The sequence below is a fragment of the Uliginosibacterium silvisoli genome (assembly GCF_036017035.1).
GTDB lineage: Bacteria > Pseudomonadota > Gammaproteobacteria > Burkholderiales > Rhodocyclaceae > Viridibacterium > Viridibacterium silvisoli.
This window is the reverse complement of sequence record NZ_JAYXHS010000001.1, coordinates 1,433,861-1,454,026: the sequence shown is the minus strand read 5'-3', so window position 1 is coordinate 1,454,026 and position 20,166 is coordinate 1,433,861. Positions and strand designations below refer to the sequence as shown.

Here is a 20,166-nt window from a genome sequence, read left to right as displayed (position 1 = left end):
GCTCACTCAGAGCAACAGGATGATGTGGTTCAATTGAGCCCTCAATTCTAGCCCATGCAGCCCCAGACCCCCATGCTCGTCCACCCACAGTTCGACCCGATTGCCGTTTCTCTTGGTCCGCTGCACGTCCGCTGGTACGGCCTGATGTATCTCATCGCCTTTCTGCTGTTCGTGTGGCTGGGCAAATACCGGGCGAGAAAGAACCTGCTGACCGGCTGGATTCCGAATGATGTGGATGACCTGCTCTTCTATGGCGCCCTGGGTGTGGTGCTGGGCGGCCGGCTGGGCTACGTGGTGTTCTACAAACTCAGCTACTACCTCGCCCACCCCATCGAGATTGCCTATATCTGGGAAGGCGGCATGAGCTTCCACGGCGGCTTCATCGGTGTGCTGGTCGCCCTGTGGCTGTTCGGCCGCAAGACGAAGCGTGGCTTCTGGCAGATCGCGGATTTCGTCGCGCCACTGGTACCTACGGGGCTGGCCGCGGGCCGCATGGGCAATTTCATCAATGGCGAGCTGTGGGGCCGCGTGACGGCACCGGATGCGCCGTGGGCGATGATTTTCCCGCAGGCCCGCGCGGAAGATGTGGCGCAGGCCGCCGGCAACCCGGCGCTGACGCAGCTGCTCAACCTCTATGGTGGCTTGCCGCGTCATCCTTCACAGCTCTACCAGTTCGCCCTCGAGGGTCTGGCCCTGTTCCTTATCCTGTGGCTCTACACCCGCAAGCCGCGCCCCTTGATGGCGCCTTCGGCGCTGTTCCTGATGGGATACGGCACGTTCCGCTTCATCGCGGAATATGCGCGCGAGCCGGACAGCTTCCTCGGCCTGCTGACCTTCAACCTGTCGATGGGTCAGTTGCTGAGCCTGCCGATGATCGTGATCGGCCTCGCCTTGTGGATCCGCGCGCACAAACGCGCCAGTAGCTGACGCGCGCGGTTTCAGTGTGTAGCAGGCAGGGCAAGCTGGTTAACTTGCCTGATTCGCCGTGCCGGCTCGCGCTCCCAGATGACATGACCATCAACGGCGTACAACCAGCAGGTATCACCCTGGATATCGCATTGCGTCAAGACGCGCTCCATCGCCTCGGGTGAATCGAAGTAATAGCGATAACCGCCTGACGCATTGATGGCGAATGCCTTGGGTCCCGGCTTGGTCAGGTATTCCGCGTATTTTTCGCGGAATCGCGGCAGGACGGGCACGGCGTCCACGTCGCTCGCCGCTGCGAAACCGCTGTCTGGCGGCACAATGCGCGAATGCGTCTTGATGCGACCACCATCGGCAAGCGCCGCTGCCGCAGCAGCAAGCTTACGGCGCATGTCGGCCAGCACTGACTCGGACATCACCACCGCATCGTCCTGCGCATAGATCTGACAGCCAGGCGCTGCACATCTTGCGATCGCCTGGTCTGCGGCGCCATCACCGTAAGCGCTGGCCCACTGCCCGGCACCATTCATGGCGAAAGCACGCGGCCTCCGCTGATCCAGCACGAACTGCTGGTAAGCCACTCGACCGTCAATCGACAGGGCCGGAATCAGATCCCAGCGATTGAGGCGCTCAGCCGCAACTTCCGGCAAACTGACCCCTTGCAGAACTGCGGCAGGCACGCCGGCCACCTGGTTCTCCACGAACGCAGCGGGCTTGTCGGGCATTTTCACCGCTCCAAGCATGGTGCGAAATGCTGCGGTGGCGTCATCTGCGGAGTAGGTCGGCATAGCGTACTGGAACACCGTCAGCGGCTCACCTTGCGCCCGCCTGCGCGCGACCTCCTCGACCGCACTTTTGATACGAACAAAGCGCTCGGGCGACGCAGGATGGGTGGCATTCGCGCCTGCGCTGATGCCCGCGGCATTTGATGAGCCCACGCGCCGCCAGATTTTCTGGGCACGACTGACGTCATAGCCGGCTTGCGCCACCAGCATCAGTCCGACGAAATCAGCATCATTCTCCCGATCCACCGAATGCTGTAGAAATGCGGCGCCTTCTCCCTTGGCAACATTGGCGATCTTGACGATTGCCGCCTGCGAATGCCGCAACAGGAAGTGTCCCATTTCATGCCCGAGAACAACGGCCAGTTCGTTGTCAGCGGGCAGGAATTTGGAAATTCCCGTAAAAACCGTCAGGCTGTTGAACGCATTTTGCGCATTCACAACTTCTGCCACCGTCACGCCGATCCCGTAGGTGCACACCCATTCCGACCGCACCTCGACTTTGACGAGCACCTGCTTGCGCAGCACTTCCACTGCAACAGGCTCACCATCGGGGGAGTTCGTTGCGATAGCGGCCTGCATACGCAGCAACCGCCCGCTCCCCCGTTCCAGGCCCACATTCGCGACTCTCAGGAGTTCATCGTCATCGCGCAAACCCGCCTCATAAGCAGGCGTCCCCGGTGCAACATTGACGAACTTCAAGGGCCGTGTCGGTCCCAGACCATATATGCGTTGAGCGGTCTCGCGGAACTGCGGGGGGAAAGTGTCGAGGTCGATAGGCAGATTGCCCAGGCTACGGTGGCGCAGACCGAGACAATTGGGCGCCGCCGCACGCAGCAAGGGATACATCAAACGCTGCACACGCCTGAACGTTGCCAGATAGTTGCGCGTCGCACCTTCAAGCTGCAAACGTGTCTCGGCCTCTATGTCGGCCTTTGATGAATCCTCTGCATGAACCGCAAGGCATGTCAGGCATAACAGCAGCACCAGTAGATTTTTCATGGTTCGAGCAGGCCATTTTGGGTATCGCCGGGATTATCCCATGACATTGTCCTCAACAGACCGATTTTCCCGCCTGTCGCACCGGCCGATGCGCGCTCCTCGATGACACATAGCCTTACGCTCCGGGACGCGACCGATCCGCACTTGCAGGCTATAATCCACCCCGTCATCAGGGAGTAGCCTTCTTCTCAAGAAGAACCTGCATCAACAGACTTGGCGCCGGAGCAATTCCGGACCATGGTGCAGGTGACAATCCCGCCACACTTCCGTGGCGAGGCTGTTTGGCGAGACTTTTGACTGCTTCGGCACCGACGCGGGTCGGCTGGCTGATGCAGTCATCGTTTCGTCCATAGCCGGCCCGCGGAGTCATTACATGGAAGCTTTCCTCGTCTCGACCGGCATCGTTGCCCTCGCTGAAATGGGCGACAAGACGCAATTGCTGGCGCTCGTTCTCGCCGCGCGTTTCCGCAAGCCCTGGCCCATCGTGGCCGGCATTCTCACCGCCACCCTCGTCAATCACGCCGGTGCCGGCGCCGCTGGCGAGTGGATTACGCGCGTGCTGAGCCCGGAGATCCTGCGCTGGATCCTCGCCGCGTCCTTCCTCGGCATGGCCGCGTGGATTCTGGTGCCCGACAAGCTCGACGAAGACGACGCACCGAAAGCCCTGCGCTTCGGCGTGTTCGGCGCTACCGTCGTGGCCTTCTTCCTCGCCGAGATGGGCGACAAGACGCAGATCGCCACGGTCGCGCTGGCCGCGAAATACCATGCGCTGCTGCCCGTAGTGGCTGGCACGACGCTGGGCATGATGGCCGCCAACGTGCCGGTAGTCTTCCTCGGCGACAAGCTGACGCGACGTGTGCCGATCAAGACCGTACATGCCATCTGCGCCGTGATCTTTGCCATCCTCGGCCTGCTCGCTCTGTTCAACGTCGGGCATCTGAGCTGAGAGACCACGTGCAGAACATGTCTGACAAGGCTGCCTGACAGGCTGGATCGCCTTACAATCCCGCGCTGCCTGCTTTCTGGCATCTTGCCAACTCATCGAGGAATTTCACCATGACCGACCGCTACGCCATCATCGGCAACCCCATCGCCCAGGCCAAATCACCCGCGCTGCAGATGGCTTTCGCCAAGGCCAACGGCCAGGACATGGAGTACGGCGCCATCCTCGGTGAGCCGGGGCAGTTCGCCGAGGCGATCCGCAAGTTCCAGGCGGAAGGCGGCAAGGGCATGAACATCACCATGCCGTTCAAGCTAGACGCCTTCGAGTTCGCCGACGAGCTCACGCCACGCGGCCGTGCAGCCGGCGCCATCAATATGTTCACGCTGCGCGCCGACGGCACGGTGCTCGGCGACAACACCGACGGTTTCGGCATCGTGCGCGACATCACCCACAACCTCGGCTGTCAAATCCGCGGCCGTCGCGTGCTGCTGCTGGGTGCCGGCGGCGCCGTGCGCGGTACGCTGCTGCCACTGTTTGCGGAAGCCCCTGCCGAAGTCTTCATTGCCAACCGCACGGCGTCGAAAGCTGCCGAGCTGGCGCAGGAATTCGGCAAGGAAGCCGGCGCAACGAAGCTCTCTGGCGGCGGCTTCGCGGACATCCCCGGCGGCTACGACATCATCATCAACGGCTCTGCTTCGAGCATGACCAATGACGTGCCGCCGCTGTCGCCCGACGTATGGAAAGCGGCTGCGCTGGCTTACGACATGGCTTACAAAAAGGATCCGACGGCCTTCGTGCTCGCTGCGAAGGAAGCTGGCGTGAAGCAGACGGCCGATGGCCTCGGCATGGTTGTCGAGCAGGGTGCTGAGTGCTTCTTCCTGTGGCGCGGCATCCGCCCTGACACAGCGCCCGTCATCGCGGCACTGCGGGCTGCCTGATGCGCTCTTCGCCACCTGGCAATCGCCCGCCGCGCACGCATTCGAAGGCCGGCGTGCGTCCTGCGTCACCGCAATCCGCTCAGTTGCCACCTCAGTTGCCTCCATTACCTGCTGATTCGCTCGCCATGGCACTCACTGTGGCCGGCGATGCCATCGGCTATGTGCGTAACGGCCACGCGCTCAACGACGGATTCACGGCCTTGTGGCGTCACTACCCTGACCTGCCCGCCTCCACGCGCGGCGCGGCGCAAGACATGATTTACGGCACGCTGCGCGACTACGGCCGCGGTGAATTCCTGCTGTCGCGCCTGCTGCAACAACCGCTGACCGAGCCGACCATCGACGGCCTGCTGCGCGTCGCACTGCATCGCCTCGAAGTACGTGCCGACACGGCCCACACCGTCGTCGATCAGGCGGTGGAAGCGGCCGCGCGCATCGCCCGTGGCGGCCTCAAGGGCCTGGTCAACGGCGTGCTGCGCAATGCCTTGCGCCAGTGGGACAGCCTGATGGCTGCGGCTGAACTCAACGAAGAAGCACGCCTGCGCCATCCGAAGTGGTGGATCACGCGCCTGCGCAAGAGCGCGCCGGAGAACTGGCGCGAACAGTTGCTGGCGGCCAACACGCATCCGCCAATGAGCCTGCGCATCAACCGCCGCCGCACGACGCTGGCAGCGGCCACGACCGCGCTGCAGACCGCGGGCATCGCGTACCGGCCGCTCGGTGACTTCTCCCTGATTCTCGACAAGCCGGTACCGGTTGCCAGCCTGCCCGGCTACGCCGAAGGCCTGCTGTCGGTGCAGGACTGGGGCGCGCAGCAAGCCGCCGCCTTGCTCGACCTGCAGGACGGCCAGCGTGTGCTGGATGCCTGTGCCGCACCCGGTGGCAAGACCGCCCACATGCTGGAAAGCGCCGATCTGCAGCTCATGGCCCTCGATGCCGACCCGGAACGTGCCCAGCGGGTCGAGACGCAGCTGGCGCGGCTGGGCCTGTCCGCCAGCGTCAAGGCTGCGGATTGCCGCCGGACGCAGGACTGGTGGGACGGTCGGCCGTTCGAGCGGATTCTGGCGGATGTACCGTGCTCAGCATCCGGGGTCGCGCGACGCCATCCGGACATCAAATGGTTGCGCCAAGCAGACGATGTTGCGGGATTTGCAACGCAGCAAGCGGAAATTCTGGACGCGTTATGGCCCACGCTGGCCGTCGGCGGAAAAATGCTTTATGTGACATGTTCGATCTTCGCGGAAGAGAACAGCCTGCAAGTTGCCCGGTTTGCTTCGCGTCACGCCGACTGCCAGCGCCTTGCGTTTGCCGACGGACAACTCGAAGCGCGCTGGTTGCCCGGCCCCGAACATGATGGTTTTTATTTCGCCCTGCTCCAAAAACACGCAGCCCCTTGAAATCGGGCATGGAAAAATAGGCGCCCAGCATCACGGCAGTGCTGACACAAGCGCGCGCCGTAGAACAGCCGTCGCCTTTGCAGCGTGCGGCACGGAGACGAGACAGCAGTGATGAACACAGCACGCGCGCGCGCCTGTCGCAGCCCGAGGGAGACGGCCGCCCCGCTGGCCCCTCACGGGTTTGCGAAAGCCATCCTGCTGCGCCTGCTGACCTGCCTTGCCTTGCTCTGGCTGCCCGCCACCCTGCATGCCGACGCCCGCAGCGGGCTGAGCTTCCTCTACACCGAAATCGTCGCGATCGACGACCATTACGTGGTCAATGCCGCCATTGGCGGTGCGCCGCAGGCACGCCTCGAGGAGCTCGTGCAGGCAGGCGTATCCGTGCCCTTCGTGGCCGAATTCGTGCTGACGCGCGCCCGCTGGTACTGGTTCGACGAGATCATCGTCCAGCGCGTCATGGATGTGCGGCTCTCCTATCACGCCCTGACACGACAGTACCGCCTGACCGTGGGTGGTCTGCATCGCAGCTTCCCGAGCTACGACCAGGCTTACGCAGCGCTGCTGTCGCTACGCAACTGGGTGGTCGCAGATAGCGACCAGTTGCCGGCGGGCCAGTCGCTCAACGCAGCCCTGCGTTTCCGCATCGACATTTCACAACTGCCCAAACCTTTCCAGGTCGCGGCGCTCGGCAATCGCGATCTCGATATCTCGACCAACTGGGCGCGCTGGACTTTCCTCGCAGGAGCACGCTGATGCGCCCGGCGCCGGTTTCTTCGGCAGAGGCCCATGCTGCGTAGCCGGACGATCCGCCGGCTGGTGATCTTCACCACGGTGCTCGGCGCCGTGCTGCTGTTCATGCTGGCCTCCGCCGGCTCGAACACCTCGCTGTTCGCCCATAACTACCCCGTGCTGCTGGCGGCCAATGGCGCTGTCGCACTGGTCCTGTTCTGTCTGGTCGGCATCCAGCTGCATACGCTGTGGCGTGAGTACCGCCAGCGTCAGTTCGGCTCGCGCCTCAAGCTCAAGCTGATCGTGATGTTCGTGCTGCTGTCGGTGTTGCCGGGCACCGTCATCTATTTCGTGTCCGTGCAGTTCGCCGTGCAATCGGTCGAGTCGCGCTACAACGTGAAAGTCGACACGGCACTGGAGTCCGGCCTGTCGCTGGGACGCAGCGCGCTGGATGCCTTGCTCGACCAGCTTGCCGAGCGCGCGCGCGATGCCGCGCTGGAGCTGGGCGATGTGGCCCTGCCCCCCAGCCTGCCGACACTCACGCGCGTGCGCGACAACCTTGGCGTCGCCAACGCAAGCGTCATTTCACTGAGCGGCCGCGTGCTGGTCTCCGCCGGCGAGGACATGCAGGCACTGCTGCCCGACGTGCCGGAGGCAGCCCAGCTACGCCAGGCGCGCCAGAATCGCGGTCTGCGTGCGGTCGAAACGAATGGATCGAACGGTCTCGTGCTGCGCGTGGTGGTGCCCATCCCGAGCCGGCATTTCTCGACTGACACGCTGCTGCTGCAGATCATGCAACCCGTACCGGAAGATCTGGCGCGCAGCGCAGAAGCCATCCAGGCCCTGCATCAGGACTACCAGGAGCTTCTGCTGTCGCGTCAGGGCCTCAAACGCATCTACATCATCACCCTGACCCTGGCGCTGCTGCTGGCAGTATTCGCGGCGGTGGCCATCGCCTTTGTCTTCGCGCGCGCGTTTTCAGCCCCCCTGTCCATCCTCGCCGAAGGCACTCAGGCCGTCGCCTCGGGTGACTTCTCGCCGCGGCAGGCGCTGCCTGCGCGCGACGAACTGGGCGTGCTGACGCAGAGCTTCAACCGCATGACGCGCCAGCTGCTGGATGCCCGCGCGCTGGCGGAGAAGAACAGCGCCGCGGTGAGCGCGGCGCGCGCCTACCTCGAAAGCGTGCTGACCAATCTGTCAGCGGGGGTACTGGCCTTCTCGGCCGACGGTCGCCTGCGCGCCGCAAATCGTGGCGCCTTGACCAGTTTGCGCAGCGATCTGTCGGGCGTCGAAAACCGAGCGCTGTCCGACTGGCCCGAGCACACGCAATTCCGCGACGCGATCCTCACCGGCTTCGCCGAACGCGAAGGCGACTGGCACCACCAGCTCGAAATCGATCGCGGCGATGGCGACGTACAGACTTTGCTGCTGCACGGCTCGCGCCTGCCCGAGGACAGCGGTGGTGGCTTCGTCGTGGTGTTCGACGACATCTCGCAGATCATCTCGGCACAACGTAATGCGGCCTGGGCGGAAGTGGCACGACGCCTCGCCCACGAGATCAAGAATCCGCTGACGCCCATCCAGCTTGCCGCGGAGCGGCTGGAAATGCGTCTCTCCGAGCAGCTCGACGATGGCGGTCGCAGCATGCTGACGCGCGCCACCCAGACCATCGTCAATCAGGTCGAGGCACTCAAGACCCTGGTCAACAGTTTCCGTGACTACGCGCGCCTGCCTTCACCGACACTGACCAACATCGATCTGAATGCCCTGATCCGCGAAGTATTGGTGCTGTACGAAGGCGCAGCCAAGCCCATCCTCACCGAGCTCGCCGCAGATCTGCCGCCGGTGCGAGCCGACTCGAGCCAGTTGCGTCAGGTGATCCACAACCTGTTGCAGAACGCCCAGCACGCGGTCGCCGAACAGCCCGACGGCCGCGTCATGGTATTCACACGACATGACGGGCGTCGCATCGAATTCACCCTGCGCGACAACGGCCCCGGCTTTCCGCCCGCGACCCTGCCACGCGCCTTCGAGCCCTACGTCACCACCAAGGCGCGCGGTACAGGACTGGGCCTGGCCATCGTCAAGAAAATCATCGATGAGCACCGTGGCGAGATCACTTTGTCCAATCCCGCCGATGGCGGGGCAGAGGTACGCATCAGGCTGCCACTTGGTCAGCACGCGGCCTGAAAATGAGGAACAGAACAATTTGTAACAGACGCGAGCACTTCGACGAAACTGTTACAGTGCTGGTATAAATGCAACACCGATGCAGCGCCCGCACAAAACAATAAAGCAGTCCCCTCAGTCCATTCCTGGGTAGTCAAAGCACGTGGCAAAGATCCTTATTGTCGATGATGAAATCGGCATTCGCGAACTGCTCTCCGAGATCCTGAAAGACGAAGGCCATGACGTCGTGCTGGCCGGCAATGCTGTCGACGCCCGCACTTCGCGTCTGGCCGCTCGGCCCGATCTGGTCCTGCTCGACATCTGGATGCCCGATACCGATGGCGTGACCCTGCTCAAGGAATGGGCGGCCAACGGCCAGCTCACCATGCCGGTCGTGATGATGTCCGGCCACGGCACCATCGACACTGCGGTCGAGGCGATCCGCTTCGGCGCGGTCGACTTCCTCGAGAAACCGATCGCCTTGCAGAAGCTGCTCTCTGCCGTCAAACGCGGCCTGCAGCGCCAGCCAACGCGCGCGCGTTCGCATATGACATTGGCGGCCTTCACGCGCTCGCCTATCCTGCGCGACCTGCGCAAGCGACTCGAACAGATCACGCAGAAATCACGTCTTGTGCTGTTGCGCGTCGGAGCCGGTTCGCTTGCCGAACTCTGCGCGCGCAGCCAGCAGACGCCGGGCACGGCGTGGGTCGATCTGGGCAGCATTTCACAACCACTGGAATTGCAGACGCTGGAAGCGGCGCGCGGCGGCTTGCTGTTCGTCGAGAACATCGCGCTGCTGACGCGCGCCCAACAGAAGAATCTGGCATTCGCCGTCGAGCGTCTCGATCGTTGCGAGCTGCGCCTCATCGCTGCCTGCGACCGCAGCCCCGACACCCTGCTGGCAGATGGCTGGGACCCGATGCTGATCCGTCGCCTGTTCGAGATATCGCTGGTGCCGCCATCGCTGCTGGAACTGCGCGACGAAGTGCCGGAAATGGCGCAGCAGATCCTGTCGCATCTGGTCGAATCTGCCGACGTGCCACCGCGCACCCTGTCGACCGGGGCCCTCAACGCGCTGCGCAACTGCACCTGGCCGGGCGGCTTCTTCGAACTCAAATCGACGATCCGCTCACTCGCTCTCGCGACGCTGGATGACGAGATCTCGCAAGACGAAGCAGTGCGCAGCATCTCGCAGGCGAGCACCACGGCGCTCTCCCTGCCGCTCGACATGCCGCTGCGCGAAGCACGCGAAACCTTCGAGCGCCTGTACTTCGAGTACCACCTGCAACTCGAAGACGGCAACATCACGCGTCTGGCAGAAAAGGCCGGGCTGGAACGCACCCACCTGTATCGCAAGCTCAAGCAGCTGGGCGTGCCACTGACCAGACGCGGCGAATAAGCATCAAGACCTCACGGCAAAAAGCCTCGGCTCCACACGGATGCCGAGGCTTTTCTCTTTTCATCAGCCCAAAGGGAGAAGCCGCAAGCAAATGAGCGAGCGGATGGCGGTCTAGGCGGCTCGCGCAGAGCAGTGCATATGCACGGCGAGCGAGCCAACAACGACAGACATTCGCGCAGCCATTTGATTGCGGCTTCGAAGGGTGAGCGGCGTTTTTGATGCACGCGGACCAGAGGGCCTCGCCGCCGTCGCCGGAAGCGTGCCGCCGCTCACTCATGTTTTACGACCCTGTCGCCCGGAACTTGAGGCATTCGGGCTCCCCCCGAACGCCTCTGTCACGAATTGTGACAACTGTCACGCGAGCGGCAACCAGACCCCGTCAAGGGTGCTGGCGTAGCACTTGATGCGGTGCGGGAATCGGCCAGCCGGCCTGTCCGCTCACGTCGACGATGGCTTGATTGGTATCAAAGTACACCTGCCAGTAGTGCTCCGTATGGCAGTACGGACGCACCACGAGCTTCGTGCCGGCAGGATTGAACTCGAGGATTTCCACATCCGGCGCCGGGCTGATCTCGACATTCGGAATCTGGGCCACCCGCGCCTTGAGCAAGGCGATAGCCGCCTTGGGGTCGACCGAATGCGCCAGTTGTGCAACCAGGTCGACCCGCCGGAAAGGATTGCTCGAGTAGTTGATGATGTTGTCGGAGAAGAGCTTGTTGTTGGCCACGAAGGTACGCACGTTGTCCGGCTGGTCGAGCACGCTGGCAAACATGCCGATCTCCTTCACAGTCCCGGTGATGCCCGCGGCCTGGATGAAGTCGCCGACACGGATCGGGCGCAGCAGGATCAGGAAAATGCCGGCTGCAAAATTAGCCAGCAGACCGGACCAGGCCATGCCGATGGCCACGCCCGCCGCTGCAATCAAGGCCGCGAAGGACGCTGTCTCGATGCCGAACAGGCTCAGCACAGCGATCACCAGCAGCACACGCAGCATCACGCCGATGGTGGACTCCAGATACTCAATCAGGGTCGCATCCAGACCGCGCGCAGCCATGCCGCGTCGCGACATGGCCTTGACCATCTTGATCACCCAGCCACCGACAATCCACAAGGCAATCGCGCCAAGCAGACGTGTGCCGAAAGGCACCAGGTTCTGCAGCACGATGTGGTTCAGGTCCGATACCCAGCTAGCATCCATGACTCTCTCCTGTACGTTGATACGAAGCAGACGACAAACAAGACGACGAAACGGCTAAACCCCTGTACGCGGCTGGCGCACCCGCTTGTGAATATACTGATTGTTGGTTAAACCAGTTCTTCAATTTTCTTGATAAGACGCTCCGGCGACAGGATGTTGGTCTGATCGCGCAAGGGCGGCCGGCGCGCCATGCCGAGCAGCAACTTGTCACGTGTCAGCAGCAGGTGGGCAGCGCCATCCCATGCCAGCTCGATGAACTTCTGATCGTCCTTGTCACGGCATTTCGGCAGGGCTTGCGCCGCGAGCAACTGTTCTTCCGTGGGGTCCGCCAGGCATTCGCTGCGCGCAGCATAGTCAGCGAGGATGCGCACCTGCTCGTCGGGCGCGATGCCGAACTGCACATAGGCCAGCACACGCTCCAGCTCATGCAGGCAGGACTGACGCGTCAACAGCACGACCTGCCGCGACTCCAGCCAGGCCAGCAGGTTCAGTAACTTCGGATCACGGAAGTGCCAGAACGCCATGATCACGTTGGTGTCGAGCACCACGCGCAAAGGCGTCTCTTCGGGAGGCAATGGCAGGGGGTTGAGATGCATGGTGACGCGTCAGGGCAGCATTGGCGAAGCGCGCACTTTACTGCAGCGCGGCCTAGGCCAGCACCTCCACCTGCATGCCGACACTGATTTCGCCCTCGTTCTCGGCGCGCAGGTTCATGCAGAACACCACGCCCTCGGGTCGCTTGCGGAATCTGGCCAGTGAACGCAGCGGCTCCTGATCGGACGAACGTTCGCCGGTATCGGGATCGACCGTGGTGAACACGCAACGCTCGCAGGGCTTTTCCAGCACGAAGTTCACGTCGCCAATGCGCAAGCGCTGCCAGCCGTCTTCGGCAAAGGCAGGGGCACCGCTGACGACGAGGTTCGGGCGGAAGCGCTCGATCACCATTTCACGTCCAATGCGAGCATTGAGATCGTCCAGCGAGGCGGTATTGAGCAGCAGCAACGGGAAACCGTCGGCAAAGGACAGGTCAGGCAGGTGCGGACGCTTCTGCGAGCGACGCGTGCTGTGCTCGCCGATGTGCAGGAGCTGCACCTCGCGCTCGAGAAATTGCGAGAGCCATGCATTGGCCGGCGAGTAGCCGCCGTAAGCCGTGAATGTGTCGCGCCACACCTGCGCGGGTTGATCAATGCACAAGGCATGACGCGAGACATGCAGGTCGTGCATGCCCGGCGCGCTCAGGTGCAGGGTCTCGCCGCCCTCTTCGGCCACGGCCGCAATCTGCACCAGGCGCGACTCGTCGCGACCCGTAATCATGTGGCCTTCAGCATCCGCCACCATCCAGTTGCGGTCGTATGACAAACCCATGGGCACGACATGCGACCACTGGAGATGCTCGCCGCGGCAGGATTTGACGGGGAAACGCAACAGCCCTGTCAGTTCGGTCATCGCGGTCAACGCACAGTCTTGTCGAGGCGTGTCTTCACATAGCTGCCGGGCGCGTCCTCCAGAGCAGGCAGCTTGCCCTTCTCCGGATCGCGCGCGGCGACCTGCGTGTCATCCATCGCGGTCAGCCACTCCTGCCAGTCGTTCCACCATGAACCGCCATGCTGCTTCGCTTCGGCAAACCATTCGTCTGCCGTGTCGGGCAAGGCGTCGGCGGTCCAGAAACCATACTTGTTGGCCACCGGCGGATTGACCACGCCGGCGATGTGGCCGGAGCCGCCGAGCACGAAACGCACGGGGCCGCCGACGACCTTGGCGCCGATATAGGTCGTCTTCCAGGGCGCGATGTGATCCTCGATGGTGGAGATGAAATAGCTCGGCGTCTTCACCTTGGCGAGATCGATCGGCGTGTCGCCGATGTCTACACCGCCGGGTTCGCACAATGCGTTTTCCATGTACATCTTGCGCAGGTAGAAGCTGTGCATCTTGGCCGGCATGCGCGTGGAATCCGAGTTCCAGTAGAGCAGGTCGAACGGGAACGGGTCCTTGCCGAGCAGGTAGTTGTTGATGACGAAAGACCAGATCAGGTCGTTGGAGCGCAGCATGTTGAAGGTGCCTGCCATCTCGCTGCCTTCGAGGTAGCCACGCTCCAGCATCTTCTTCTCGAGGCTCTTGACCTGTGCGTCGTCGATGAACACACCCAGCTCGCCCGGCGCGGAGAAATCCAGCAGCGTGGTGAAATAGGTGGCGCTGGCGATGCGCTTGTCCTTCTTGGCCGTCATGTAGGCGAGCGAGGTGCCGAGCAAGGTGCCGCCGAGGCAGTAACCCGCGGCGTTGATCTCTTTCACGCCCGTCTGTTCGGTGATGGCATCCACCGCAGCTATCACGCCCTCCTGCACGTAGTCGTCGAAGCCCTTGCCCGCCAGCTTCGCATCCGGATTGACCCAGCTGATGACGAAGACAGTATGCCCTTGGTCTACGGCCCACTTGATCAGCGAGTTCTTCTCGCGCAGGTCGAGCACGTAGTACTTGTTGATCCACGGCGGCACGATCAGCAACGGACGCTTGAAGACCTTCTCGGTGCTTGGCGTGAATTGCAGCAGTTGCAGCAGATCATTCTGGAACACGACCTTGCCCGGCGAGGTCGCCACGTTCTTGCCGAGTTCGAAGGCGCTCGTATCCGTCATGCGGATCCTGAGCTGGCCATCGCCATCTTCCATGTCGCGCAACAGGTTGTTGAAGCCCTTGATCAGGCTCTGGCCATTGGTGCGCACCGTTTCGCGGAAGACTTCAGGATTCGTCAGCGCAAAGTTCGACGGCGAGAAGGCATCGATGTACTGGCGCGTGAAGAAGTTGACCTTCTTGCGCGTGATCTCGTCGAGGCCTTCGACGCCAGCCACCGTGTCGTGGATGTGGCGCGCCGTGATCAGGTAGGACTGCTTGATGAAGTCGAACAGGAAGCAGTCTTTCCACTCCTCATCCTTGAAGCGCTTGTCGTCCTTTGCCGGCGCGGCAACTGGCGCTGGTTGCAGCCCCATGAAGCGCTGCATGCTGTTCTGCCACAGCGAAAAGTAGTCCCACACCAGGCTCATCTGCGCCTGGGCCAGCACGTAAGGATTGGCCAGCAGCTTGCTCGTCATGTCCATGAAGGCCTGTGCCACGCCCAACTCGTCCGTCGGAGGCGTCACGCCCTTGGCCAGTTGGCGGTTCATGTGTTCGGTAATCAGGCGCGAGCTGCGCTGGGCGACCTCGGCGTACGTCTTGGCGATTGCCGCCGGGTCGGGAAGAGCCTGCTGGGCTGCGCCTGCGGCGGGAGTGGCGGGAGAGGGAGTAGCTGCGGCCATGGTGCGGCTCCTTATGAAATGCTCGGAAACTGGCTAATGGAACGGGGCTGGTGCAGATCGCTTGCGATATGGCGACTCGGTGATTCAGTGCAGGGACAGGAAGCGGATGACGCCATCCGCGTCCACACGTGGCCGCGCGCGGCCACGCTGTACAAGATGATTCAGGTGGGCAATTGTCTCGCCCAACGCGAACATCAGCTGGTGCATGTCGAGCTCACGCTGGAACAGGACCGGCAACAGGTCCACCGCACAGCGCGGTTCGCCGAGATGCTCCGCCAGCAGCGCATCGCGTTCGGCGTGGTGCACTTCGAGCTGGGCAATGCGTGCATGCACGCCGCGGAACGGCAGGCCATGCGACGGCAGCACCAGGGTGTCGGCCGGCAGGCGCGCGAAGCGGCGCACGGAATTGAGGAAGCGCATGACCGAGTCTTCCTCCGGCATGGTGGCCGGCACGTTGACGTTGGTGGTGATGCGCGGCAGGAGCATGTCACCGGCGATCAACAATCGCAGTTCGCTACAGAACAGCGCTGCGTGTTCGGGCGAATGGCCGTAGCCCATGATGACCTCCCAGCGATGGCCCGCGAGCTGGATCTGGTCGCCATCGATCATGCGCCGGAATTCGCGCGGCAAGGCCGGCACACCCTTGGCGTAGACATTGCCGCGCCGCATGAAATGCGCGCAACGCTCCTCGTCGAGGCCGTGACGCCGGAAGTGGGTCACCATATTGGCCACATCGTAGCCGGCGGTTTCAGTGAGCAAGGCATGGCCGAGCAGGTATTCGGCATTGCTCATCCACACCGGCGCCTTGTGCTCGCGCGCCAGCCATTCGGCGTTGCCGGCATGATCGGGATGGTAGTGGGTGAGCACGATCTGTTCGAGCCGCACGCCGGACTGTTCAAAATATTCGGACCAGATGCCGCGCGTGACGGCGTCACCCAAACCGGTATCCACCAACACGCAGCGCTCGCCTTCGCCAAGCAGCCACAGATTGATGTGGTTGAGCGAAAACGGCAGCGGCATGCATAGCCAGCGCACGCCAGGTGCGATCAGGGTCGCGACACCGGGCACGGGCCGTGCATCGAACGGATAATCGAGTTGGGCGGCGCTCATTGGCATCAGGTGATCACAGGATGGCGGCAGTGACAATACGAGAACACGCGCAGACATGATGATGCATCGCAACATCCACGCGCAAGCGCGGCGGTTGAATTGTTACAAACGGCCGCCCGGCGAACGAACGGGCAAAGCGCTCGCCGGGCATGCTGTCTGCATCTAGAATCCTGCTGTTGATTACCTCGTTCCGGTCCTGCCGCTGCCTTGCCCCCAGTTGAGAATCGCGTCGTGAAACAAGAACAAGAAACGCCTATCGCGCCCGTTGCGGGCGCCACGCTGCTGACAGCCATCGACTTCTATTTCGATTTCTCCTCGCCCTACGGCTATCTCGCCAGCGAGCAGATCGATGCGCTGGCGGCGCGGTTTGGCCGTCAGGTGAACTGGCATCCGGTGCTGCTTGGCGCAGCATTCAAGATTACCGGTGCGGCACTACCCGTCCGTCAGCCGCTCAAGAGTGAATACTTCCTGCGCGACTTCGCGCGCTCGGCGCGCTATCAAGCCGTGCCCTTCGTGCAGCCCATGAATTTCCCCTTGTCCACGCAGCACGCAGCCCGCGCCTTCCTGTGGCTGCACGAACAGGACGCCATCGCCGCCAAGGGACTGGCCCACGCCATCTTTCGCGCCTATTTCACTGCTGGTCGCGACATCGACAACATCGACACGGTGCTCGACATCGCCAGCGCACTGGGCATTCCGCGCGCGCCTCTGGCCGAAGCCCTCGCTGCGGTAAGTCTCAAGGAGCGCCTGCGTCACGAGATGGATCGGGCGCTGGCGCGTGGCGTCTTCGGCTCGCCTTTCTTCATCGTCGACGGCGAAGGCTTCTGGGGTGCTGACCGCCTGCCGCAGCTTGAGCGCTGGCTCGCAGAAGGCGGCTTCTGATGCGCCATCCCGTGCTCAAGCAACTGCTCGCTGCCTGCACAGGACTGGTATTGCAATGCCTCGCCCCCGCGCACGCAGCGGACAGTTCGCTGTCCGTGGAGCTGAATGAGGCCGTGGTGCGCTTGCCTGTCGATGTGAGCTTGCGCAACGGCACGGCCAGCAGCGGCGAAATGCTGCTGACCAGTTTCAAGCCGACCGGGCCAGGCCCCTTCCCGATCGCCATCATCAATCACGGCCGCAATGCCGATCGCAGTACGCCTGAGCGCTTCCGCATGATGGCAATGGCCAGTTACCTCGTGTATCAAGGCTTCGCGGTCTTCGTGCCGACGCGTCTCGGGTATGGCGGTTCGGCACTGCCTCCCGACGTGCCGGGCGAGCAGCCGCTCGACCCCGAGGCATCGGGGGCCTGTGGCGACAAGGATTACGTGGGGGCTGTCGCCCCGGCACTGCAGCAAATCGCACGCACGCTGAGCTATGCGCGCCAGCAACGTCATGTCGATCCCTCGCGCTACCTGCTGGTTGGCCAATCTACCGGCGGTTTCGCCAGCGTGGCCTATGCCGCGACCAATCCGAGCGGCCTGATCGGCTATGTGAATTTTGCGGGTGGTGTCGGCGGCGATCCGCTCCAGCACCCGGGCGTGCCCTGCCAGCCAGAGCGCATCGCCCGTGCATATGCCAACTTCGGCAAGACCACCCGCGTGCCGAATCTGTGGATCTACACCGAGAACGATCAATACTTCGCCCCCTCATACAGCCGTAACTGGTATCGCGGCTTTGCAGCAGGCGGCTCGCCCGCCCAGTTCATACTTCAACCGCCCTTCGGCGACGATGGCCACCGTCTGATGGGCGAAGGCCGCGCGCGCTGGAACCCGCTGATGGACGATTTCCTCGTACGGCTGGGCCTGCACCCGGTCCCGCCGCCAGCACCGCCCCAGGCGAGCGGCTATGCCACGATCAACGACGTGGCGCGCATCCCCTGGCTGAACGCCTCTGCCAAGGCGCGTGGCTACGGCCGCTTCCTGTCAGCCAAGCCACCGCGCGCCTTCGCCATCTCGGAAGCTGGTTACTGGGGCTGGGCCAACGGATCGACGGAAACCGTCAGCCGTGCGCTGGGCCACTGTAATCGCGTATCGACCAAACCCTGCATGCTCTACGCCATCGACGACGTCGTGGTGTGGCAAGCGCCGCAGGAGGCTACAGGCGGCCTGTCGGCCTTGCCGCAAGACGCCTCGGGAGGCCTGCAGCAGAAACCCTTTGGCGGCAGCTGGGCCTTCCATGACGGAAGCTGAAACGCCCCTGGTCGCCTCTCCCTGCATCCGCATCTGCTGTCTCGACGAGCACGATGTCTGCCTCGGCTGTTTCCGCACGCTGGATGAGATACGCGGCTGGCAGGCCTCGGACAATGCGCTGCGCACACAGGTCCTCACGCAGTGCGCACGGCGACGCAAAGCGCATGACGAACAGTTTCCGGGAACGTATTCACCGCGCACTTAGGCGAATAGTGCACATGCCCGCACGCATCCGGCCGCATTCGCGCCCGTGAGGCCCAAAACCCGTTGCGTTTGGCGTATCGTCTGGCTATCAGCCAGCACCCCACAGTGTCATGCAACTCACGCTCATCAGCGGTTTGTCCGGTTCCGGCAAGAGCATTGCCCTCAACGTGCTCGAAGACGCCGGTTACTACTGCGTCGACAACCTGCCGGCCACGCTGTTGCCGCAATTGATCTCCTATCTTTCGGCTGCCGGTTATCAACGTGTCGGCGTGGCCGTGGACATCCGCTCGGGCGCCAGCATCAGCGCCGCGCCCAAGGTCATGGAAGCGCTGCGCAACATGGTCGGCGACGTACGCTTCCTGTTCCTCGACTCGCGCGACGACACGCTGATCGCGCGCTTTTCCGAAACGCGTCGCCGCCACCCGCTGGCCAGCGTCAACATCACGATCAGCGAGGCCATTGCCAACGAGCGCGAGCTGCTGTCGCCACTTGGCGAGCTGGGCCATCGCATCGATACCAGCAATCTGGCTCCGAACACCCTGCGCGCCTGGATCAAGGACATGATCCACGCCGCGCCCAATCGCGGCTTGACCCTGCTGTTCCAGTCCTTCGGCTTCAAGCACGGCATCCCCGTCGATGCCGACATGGTGTTCGACGTGCGCTGCCTGCCCAACCCCTACTACGACACTACGCTGCGACCGCTGTCGGGCAAGGACACCCCTGTCGTCGACTTCCTCGAACGCATACCGGAAGTGCACAAGATGGCGGAAGACATCCGCCGCTTCGTCACCGAATGGCTGCCGGCCTTCATTCGCGATGGTCGCAGCTATTTCACGGTGGCCATCGGCTGTACGGGCGGCCAGCATCGCTCGGTCTATCTTGCCGAACGCCTCGCCCGCGAGATGGCCGACATCACCCCCGTGCTGGTCAGGCATCGCTCGATGAAGGTCAGCACCTAGCTCTCGGCCCCTTGAGCAGCATGGAAAAGACGCGCCCCGGTGCTTTCCGCCGTCACACAACCGTTTTGGCTGGTCTGACAAGATAGCGCTATCTTTGAAGATGGGTGACCATGTAGGGCTGCCCTCGGCCTGCTGCTGTTCCCGCCTCCCGTTTTCACTGCCCCCACCATGACTCACGAAACCCTGATCCAGCTCCTGACCCTGTTACCCCTGGCCTTTGCCACCGGCGCCATCAACGCCGCGGTCGGCGGCGGGGGGTTGATCCAGGTGCCGGGCATGTACGCCATCCTGCCGAGCTTCCTGCCCGCGCAGATCATGGGCACGGACAAGCTGGCCTCGATCTTCGGCCACGCCACCTCGATGCGCCAGTACGCGCTGAAGATGAGCCTGCCATGGCGGCTGGTACTGCTGACCTCGGCTGCAGCCTTCGTCGGCGCGCTGTCCGGCGTGAGCATCATGTATCTCGTGCCGGCGACGTGGATGAAGCCCATCGTCATCGTCATCCTCATCGTGATGCTGGTCTACACCTGGTTCAAGCCGCAGTTCGGCACGCAGGACGCCAACAAGCCGATCACGCGCAACGACCTCTACAAGGGACTGGTACTGGGCTTCGTCATCGGCTTCTACGACGGCTTCGTCGGGCCGGGCACGGGCAGCTTCCTGCTGTTCCTGTTCGTGCGCTTCTTCCACTTCGACTTCCTCAAGGCCACGGCCTGCGCCAAGGTCGTCAACTTCGGCACCAACTTCGCGGCGCTCGCCTTTCTGGTGCCAGCGGGGATGGTGGTCTACAGCTTTGCGATCCCGATGGGCATCGCCGGTGTCCTCGGTGCGCTCGTCGGATCACGCCTCGCCATGAAGGGCGGCAATCACTGGATCCGTCGCCTGTTCCTGATCCTCGCTGTCTCGCTGCTGGCCAAGCTGGTGTGGGAGACGGTGCGGCCCTGGCTGTAGGCT

18 protein-coding genes and 1 riboswitch are annotated in these 20,166 nt (G+C 63.1%); of the genes, 12 read left to right on the top strand and 6 right to left on the bottom strand.

Translation table 11 applies throughout. The features are described 5' to 3' along the window. Positions 1 to 72 precede the first annotated feature (72 nt). Positions 73 to 927, top strand: coding sequence for a prolipoprotein diacylglyceryl transferase (gene lgt, locus VVD49_RS06665; protein WP_327598355.1), 855 nt, complete (start codon positions 73 to 75; stop codon positions 925 to 927). 11 nt (positions 928 to 938) lie between these two features. Here lgt and VVD49_RS06660 read toward each other — a convergent pair whose 3' ends face one another. Further along, entirely contained in the window at positions 939 to 2,708 is a 1,770-nt protein-coding gene (locus VVD49_RS06660) for a M48 family metalloprotease (RefSeq protein ID WP_327598354.1), read from the bottom strand. 159 nt (positions 2,709 to 2,867) lie between these two features. Further along, a riboswitch (yybP-ykoY riboswitch) is annotated at positions 2,868 to 2,991 on the top strand. Positions 2,992 to 3,081: 90 nt separating this feature from the next. Here VVD49_RS06660 and VVD49_RS06655 point away from each other — a divergent pair. The 6 genes from VVD49_RS06655 to VVD49_RS06630 all read left to right on the top strand — a co-directional run bounded on the left by VVD49_RS06655 (position 3,082) and on the right by VVD49_RS06630 (position 10,283). Next, on the top strand, positions 3,082 to 3,654 hold the full coding sequence (locus tag VVD49_RS06655; protein ID WP_327598353.1) for a TMEM165/GDT1 family protein: 573 nt from the start codon (positions 3,082 to 3,084) through the stop codon (positions 3,652 to 3,654). Positions 3,655 to 3,764: 110 nt separating this feature from the next. After that, positions 3,765 to 4,589, top strand: a complete 825-nt coding sequence (gene aroE / locus VVD49_RS06650) for a shikimate dehydrogenase (protein ID WP_327598352.1) — start codon at positions 3,765 to 3,767, stop codon at positions 4,587 to 4,589. Continuing rightward, positions 4,589 to 5,986 carry a 16S rRNA (cytosine(967)-C(5))-methyltransferase RsmB gene (gene rsmB / locus VVD49_RS06645; protein ID WP_416384884.1) on the top strand — a complete coding sequence of 466 codons (1,398 nt, stop codon included), beginning with the start codon at positions 4,589 to 4,591 and terminating at the stop codon, positions 5,984 to 5,986. Before aroE ends, rsmB begins: the two co-directional genes overlap by 1 nt. Before the next feature lie 111 nt (positions 5,987 to 6,097). Continuing rightward, entirely contained in the window at positions 6,098 to 6,739 is a 642-nt protein-coding gene (locus tag VVD49_RS06640; RefSeq protein ID WP_327598351.1) for a DUF4390 domain-containing protein, read from the top strand. Between the two features lie 33 nt (positions 6,740 to 6,772). Continuing rightward, entirely contained in the window at positions 6,773 to 8,905 is a 2,133-nt protein-coding gene (locus VVD49_RS06635) for a sensor histidine kinase (RefSeq protein WP_327598350.1), read from the top strand. Positions 8,906 to 9,047: 142 nt separating this feature from the next. Continuing rightward, positions 9,048 to 10,283 carry a sigma-54-dependent transcriptional regulator gene (locus VVD49_RS06630; protein ID WP_327598349.1) on the top strand — a complete coding sequence of 412 codons (1,236 nt, stop codon included), beginning with the start codon at positions 9,048 to 9,050 and terminating at the stop codon, positions 10,281 to 10,283. A 379-nt stretch (positions 10,284 to 10,662) separates the two neighbouring features. Here VVD49_RS06630 and VVD49_RS06625 read toward each other — a convergent pair whose 3' ends face one another. From VVD49_RS06625 to VVD49_RS06605, 5 genes are all read right to left on the bottom strand, one after another. Then, positions 10,663 to 11,481: a mechanosensitive ion channel family protein gene (locus tag VVD49_RS06625; RefSeq protein WP_327598348.1), complete on the bottom strand. Its 819-nt coding sequence runs from the start codon at positions 11,479 to 11,481 to the stop codon at positions 10,663 to 10,665. Positions 11,482 to 11,588: 107 nt separating this feature from the next. Continuing rightward, entirely contained in the window at positions 11,589 to 12,077 is a 489-nt protein-coding gene (locus VVD49_RS06620; protein ID WP_327598347.1) for a putative toxin-antitoxin system toxin component, PIN family, read from the bottom strand. A gap of 52 nt (positions 12,078 to 12,129) precedes the next feature. Then, positions 12,130 to 12,927, bottom strand: a complete 798-nt coding sequence (locus tag VVD49_RS06615) for an MOSC domain-containing protein (protein WP_327598346.1) — start codon at positions 12,925 to 12,927, stop codon at positions 12,130 to 12,132. 5 nt (positions 12,928 to 12,932) lie between these two features. Continuing rightward, positions 12,933 to 14,768, bottom strand: coding sequence for a PHA/PHB synthase family protein (locus VVD49_RS06610; protein ID WP_327598345.1), 1,836 nt, complete (start codon positions 14,766 to 14,768; stop codon positions 12,933 to 12,935). An 84-nt stretch (positions 14,769 to 14,852) separates the two neighbouring features. Further along, the gene (locus VVD49_RS06605) at positions 14,853 to 15,878 is read right to left on the bottom strand and encodes an MBL fold metallo-hydrolase (protein ID WP_327598344.1); all 1,026 of its coding nucleotides are present in this window, start codon (positions 15,876 to 15,878) and stop codon (positions 14,853 to 14,855) included. Between the two features lie 231 nt (positions 15,879 to 16,109). Between VVD49_RS06605 and VVD49_RS06600 the strand changes: the two genes are divergently transcribed. From VVD49_RS06600 to VVD49_RS06580, 5 genes are all read left to right on the top strand, one after another. Continuing rightward, the gene (locus VVD49_RS06600) at positions 16,110 to 16,760 is read left to right on the top strand and encodes a 2-hydroxychromene-2-carboxylate isomerase (RefSeq protein ID WP_327598343.1); all 651 of its coding nucleotides are present in this window, start codon (positions 16,110 to 16,112) and stop codon (positions 16,758 to 16,760) included. Then, positions 16,760 to 18,049 (top strand): dienelactone hydrolase family protein, encoded by a 1,290-nt coding sequence (locus VVD49_RS06595; RefSeq protein WP_327598342.1) that lies wholly within the window; start codon positions 16,760 to 16,762, stop codon positions 18,047 to 18,049. Before VVD49_RS06600 ends, VVD49_RS06595 begins: the two co-directional genes overlap by 1 nt. Beyond that, on the top strand, positions 18,036 to 18,254 hold the full coding sequence (locus VVD49_RS06590) for a DUF1289 domain-containing protein (RefSeq protein ID WP_327598341.1): 219 nt from the start codon (positions 18,036 to 18,038) through the stop codon (positions 18,252 to 18,254). Before VVD49_RS06595 ends, VVD49_RS06590 begins: the two co-directional genes overlap by 14 nt. Positions 18,255 to 18,363: 109 nt before the next feature. Then, positions 18,364 to 19,212, top strand: coding sequence for an RNase adapter RapZ (gene rapZ, locus VVD49_RS06585; RefSeq protein ID WP_327598340.1), 849 nt, complete (start codon positions 18,364 to 18,366; stop codon positions 19,210 to 19,212). Positions 19,213 to 19,380: 168 nt separating this feature from the next. Beyond that, positions 19,381 to 20,163 carry a sulfite exporter TauE/SafE family protein gene (locus VVD49_RS06580; RefSeq protein ID WP_327598339.1) on the top strand — a complete coding sequence of 261 codons (783 nt, stop codon included), beginning with the start codon at positions 19,381 to 19,383 and terminating at the stop codon, positions 20,161 to 20,163. Positions 20,164 to 20,166: the final 3 nt, after the last annotated feature.